We start from the raw sequence: 4801 nt of genomic DNA, 5'->3' as shown, positions 1-4801 counted from the left end.
GCTGCCCCGGTTGGTCGGCTGAGACGCGGGTGCTCGGCCGAGAGCGGTGCGGGGCAGGTCGCGCCCGGTACGGCAGCAGGGCCCGGACCACGTGTCGCGGTCCGGGCCCTGCCCCGTGCGGTGCCGCCCTGCGGCGGCGGTGCGTCAGCTCTGTGCGGTGTCGTCGCCCGTCTGCCCGGCGCCCTCGGCTGTGCCTGCCTTCTCGCGCATCTTGCGCACCAGCTCCGCCTTCTGGTCGGCGGCGCTCTGGCGGTCGAGGTTGCGGTGCGGACCGTTGTTCCGCCGTTCGGCGCGCGACAGCTTCTTGCGCTGGCCGCCGCCCATGCCCACGGGGTTGTTGATGTTCTTGCTCAAGGGTTCTCCCGGAATGTTGTGAAGTGATCTACGGATTCATCGGTGGGGGACGGGCGCGGCTACGTCGAAGGACGTCAGCAGGGGCCCATCACGCTCTCACTCGTAAATCGGCGTCTGGAAGAACATGACCAAGACGTTACCCGGTCCCGTCGGCTCCGCACACCAAGTTTTTCGCCGTCCCGGCGTCGGGCGGGCCTTCCGTCGCCGTCCCGGCGTCGGCCGGGCCTTCCGTGAGCGCCCGGGGGCAGCCGTCCCTCCAGAGCCAGCGGGGGCTCTGCAGCGCCATTCCTGTCACGCCCTTGCCACGCTGAAGCGGAGCGAAGAACGTGGCCCGGCTCACGTTGCGGGCTCACGAGTACGGCTGCTTGTCCTGTGCTTCCGGCAGGCCCGTCGGCGACTTGCTCAATGAGCCGTCGCCGGTCCTTCGGCCCGGAGGCGTAGGCGTCCATGCCTGCGGCGGCCCGGCCGGATCCGCGCCCGCGCCCGCGCACAGCTCTCACGCTTTTCGGGGACGTTATCGGCATGGGTCCAGTTCGCGGGCCGCGGTCGGGGTCAGTCGCTGAGGGCTTGGCGAAGCGTTTCGCGGCAGTCGATGACGGCGTCGGCGCCGACGATCTGCAGGGTGCGCATCACTGGTGCGGTGGGTGCGGCCAGTCGCAGCCAGCCGCCTGCTTCGGTCGTAGCGCGGTGGGCGGCGATGAAGATGTCGATGCCGCGGGAGTCCATGAAAGTGACCCGACCGAGGTGGACCACGATACGGGGACGGGCGGTGTCGGGGGCGTCAAGGGCTTGTCGGAGTGCGTCGCGGTGTGGATAGCGGATCACGGGGCAGCCGCAGAAGGCGGCCCGGACGCTCTCGGACGACGGCGGCCTGCCCATCGTCGGAGCAGCGAAGACCATCGACAACGACATCGCGGTCACGGACGTCACCTTCGACTTCCCGGGACCGGCTCGAGACCACGGACGCGGACGAGCCGCCCCCGCGCGACCTCGTCGTCGAGTTCGATGGGGCACCACATCGGCTTCCAGCATGGCGGGCGCGGCGGCGAGCACTTCGGGGACACCGCCATCTGTCTGCCCGGCGGAGGAAGCTGCCTCGGGCCCGCTCAGCCCACTTGCTCCTGAGCGCCGAGGGCACCCGAGTCTCGACTACTGCGAGTGGACCAGTGCCGAGGCCCGCCGGGAGGCAGCGAACGCCGGAAAGCACGACAGGGTGCACCAGATCTTCTCCAGCACCGGGCGAACGGTTCGGCCACGGAAGCTGGTACCGCTTTCACCACTCCCTGTCCCCGGTCGCCGGCCTGATCCGATCGTGCCGGGGCACCCACTGCGGGTGCCCCGCTCCGTCAGGAAAAGGAGAACACACAGGCAATGGATCACCTGTCCCGCTCTCCGGGTACGGTCAGGGTATGAGTCATCCGCACCCCGAGCTGAAAGCCGCCCCGCCCCTTCCCGAAGGAGGGCTGCGGGTCATCGCCCTGGGCGGCCTAGGCGAGATCGGCCGCAACATGACCGTCTTCGAGCACGCGGGCAAGCTGCTCATCGTCGACTGCGGCGTGCTGTTCCCCGAGGAGACCCAGCCCGGCGTGGACGTGATCCTGCCGGACTTCACCTCGATCCGGGACCGGCTGGACGACATCGTGGCCGTGGTACTCACCCACGGCCACGAGGACCACATCGGCGGCGTGCCGTACCTGCTTCGCGAACGGTCCGACATTCCCGTCGTCGGCTCCAAGCTGACACTGGCGTTCCTGGAGGCCAAGCTCAAGGAACACGGCATCCGGCCGCGCACGGTGCGGGTGCGGGAGGGCGACCGGCGCGGCTTCGGGCCCTTCGACTGCGAGTTCGTGGCGGTCAACCACTCCATCCCCGACAGCCTCGCGGTCGCGATCCGCACCCGGGCCGGGATGGTGCTGCACACCGGCGACTTCAAGATGGACCAGTTCCCTCTCGACGACCGCATCACCGATCTGCGCGCCTTCGCCCGCCTCGGTGAGGAGGGCGTTGACCTGTTCCTCACCGACTCCACCAACGCCGAAGTACCCGGCTTCACCACCTCCGAGCGTGAGCTGAACCCGGCGATCGAGCAGGTCATGCGCACCGCGCCGCGCCGGGTCATCGTCTCCAGCTTCGCCAGCCACGTGCACCGCATCCAGCAGGTCCTGGACGCCGCCCACCAGCACGGCCGCAAGGTCGCCTTCGTCGGCCGGTCGATGGTCCGCAACATGGGCATCGCCCGTGACCTGGGCTATCTGAAGGTCCCCTCCGGTCTGGTCGTGAACGCGAAGGAGCTGGAGAAGCTCCCGGACCACAAGATCACTCTGGTGTGCACCGGCTCCCAGGGCGAACCGATGGCCGCGCTGTCACGGATGGCCAACCGCGACCACGTGATCCGCATCGGCAAGGGCGACACCGTCCTGCTCGCCAGCTCCCTCATCCCCGGCAACGAGAACGCCATCTACCGGGTGATCAACGGACTCACCCGGTGGGGGGCCCACGTGGTCCACAAGGGCAACGCCAAGGTGCACGTCTCCGGGCACGCCAGCGCCGGCGAACTCGTCTACTGCTACAACATCGTCAAACCCCGCAACGTCATGCCCGTGCACGGCGAATGGCGCCACCTGCGGGCCAACGGCGACCTCGCCATCCGTACCGGTGTCGACCCCGAACGGGTCGTCATCGCCGAGGACGGCGTCGTCGTCGACCTGGTCGACGGGCGCGCGTCCATCACCGGCAAGGTCCCCGCCGGCAACGTCTACGTGGACGGCATGGAAGTAGGCGGCGCCACCGAAGCGTCCCTCAAGGACCGCCTCACCCTCGCCGCCGAAGGCGTGGTCACGGTGGTGGCGATCGTCGACGCGGACACCGGCGCCCTCGCCGAGGCCCCCGACTTCCTGGCCCGCGGCTTCGTCCACGACGACACCACCTTCGAGCCGGTCATCCCCGTCATCGAGAAGACCCTGGCCACCGCGGCCGAGGAAGGCGTCGGGGACGCGCACCAACTCGAACAACTCGTCGCCCGCGCCGTGGCGAACTGGGCGTTCCGCACCCACCGCCGCAAGCCCCTCATCATCCCCGTCATCATCGACGCCTGAGCCACGGCGCGGCAGCACGGTCCCCGTTCCGGTCGGGGGCCCGCCGGCATCGAGGTCGGGCACGGGAGTCAATACGCCGAAGGAAGAGTCACATCCAGACCGTGCTCTCGCTTACCCGCCGCCGCGTCAACGTCCTCTGGGCCCTCCTGCGTGACGGATGCCTGACTCTGCGGAGCACTTGGATGCCAGCTGCTGTGTCAGCCGGCATCCAAGGACCGTGGACAGCGGTTTCACGCAGCTCAAGAGTGCGGCACTTGGCACTGCCCCCGGCCTTGAGGAGCTCGGTCAAGTCGACTCCGATGGGCTCGAATCCTCGCCTCCGAAGGTCGTCCGAGAGCTGCGGGGCGGTCTCCGGCAGGAGGACGTGACGGCCATCGGACAATGCGTTGGACGACGGCACACACGGGGCGCGCGGCGTCCAGCGGCTCCTGCACGCCTGCCACCACGCAGGCGGAGCCGGTGCCCCGCGAACCGGCGCACCGCGTCATTCCGAAGGAATGCGAAACTCAAATTCGGGACGGTCCCACGGCACGGCGGGCGGGTTCGCGAGCGCGGTCCCGGTCCGCACCGCACCGGCGCGGTGGTAGAAGTCCTCGGCGGGAAGATGCGACACGACCTTGACCCGGTCGAGCCCGGCGGCACGGGCCTCGGCCTGCATATGCGCGACGAGCAGTAGTCCAATACCCCGTCCTTGCGCTTCGTCGGCGACGAACAGCAGGTCGAGCTCCGGCGGAGCGAGGACGAGCGAGTAGAACCCGAGGACCCGGCCTCCTCCATGCTCGTCGGCGCCGACGGCCACAAAGGCGCGGTGGGCCTCGATGTAATCAGGACCGACCCGGTAGCCCGCGACTGCTGCTGCGTACTTGCCCTCGTAGGCGCCTGAGCCACGCACGAGCCGCGTGAGTCGTTTGGCATCCCGCACGACGGCCCTCCGTATCGTGATCGGCTGGCTGATCTGGGAAGTGCGTGAACTCATCGGGAGAGTATTTCGCACCGGGAAGCCGGACGTATGAGCGGGTGCGATCGCAAACCAGTCGCCCGAGAAAGCGTCTCAGGAACACGGACCGCATGAGGAGCCGACCGCATCGTGCGTGCCGGCGGCGGTCCCGTCGGAGCGGTTTCTGGCGGTGCCTCGCCGTATCGCCCGCTATCACGCGGGTATCACGAACTGGGCGGACCCTCCCGGACCAGGAGGCCCTGACCTGCGATTTCATGCCCGCCTCGGACTGGCCCAGACGCCCTTGGACTGGCCCAGGCGCCCCTGGACGGCCCCTGCAACCTGTGCCAGGTCGTACCGAGCGAAGGGCCCAAGATCAGGACTGGCGCCTTCTTCCGGCCCGCCAAAGCGGTAT

Annotated in this window: 4 protein-coding genes and 1 pseudogene; 1 reads left to right on the top strand and 4 read right to left on the bottom strand. The window is 69.1% G+C overall.

The genetic code is table 11. The features are described 5' to 3' along the window. Positions 1-144: 144 nt before the first annotated feature. Both I8N67_RS40885 and I8N67_RS40880 read right to left on the bottom strand, forming a co-directional pair. Positions 145-354, bottom strand: a complete 210-nt coding sequence (locus I8N67_RS40885; protein WP_200309379.1) for a DUF6243 family protein — start codon at positions 352-354, stop codon at positions 145-147. Between the two features lie 552 nt (positions 355-906). Beyond that, the gene (locus I8N67_RS40880; RefSeq protein ID WP_372443916.1) at positions 907-1233 is read right to left on the bottom strand and encodes an STAS domain-containing protein; all 327 of its coding nucleotides are present in this window, start codon (positions 1231-1233) and stop codon (positions 907-909) included. A gap of 530 nt (positions 1234-1763) precedes the next feature. Here I8N67_RS40880 and I8N67_RS40870 point away from each other — a divergent pair. Further along, a complete protein-coding gene (locus I8N67_RS40870; protein ID WP_200309377.1) occupies positions 1764-3449 on the top strand; it encodes a ribonuclease J in 1686 nt (561 codons plus the stop codon). A 229-nt stretch (positions 3450-3678) separates the two neighbouring features. On the opposite strand, the pseudogene I8N67_RS43600 reads toward I8N67_RS40870, so the two are convergent. Both I8N67_RS43600 and I8N67_RS40865 read right to left on the bottom strand, forming a co-directional pair. Further along, positions 3679-3837 (bottom strand): annotated as a pseudogene (locus I8N67_RS43600) (amidinotransferase); the annotation flags it as partial. Positions 3838-3933: 96 nt separating this feature from the next. Next, positions 3934-4425 carry a GNAT family N-acetyltransferase gene (locus I8N67_RS40865; protein WP_200309376.1) on the bottom strand — a complete coding sequence of 164 codons (492 nt, stop codon included), beginning with the start codon at positions 4423-4425 and terminating at the stop codon, positions 3934-3936. Positions 4426-4801 lie beyond the last annotated feature (376 nt).

The organism is Streptomyces adelaidensis (assembly GCF_016598475.1).
Classification (GTDB): domain Bacteria; phylum Actinomycetota; class Actinomycetes; order Streptomycetales; family Streptomycetaceae; genus Streptomyces; species Streptomyces adelaidensis.
The sequence above is the reverse complement of the archived record's forward strand: the minus strand, read 5'-3'. Positions and strand labels throughout refer to the sequence as shown.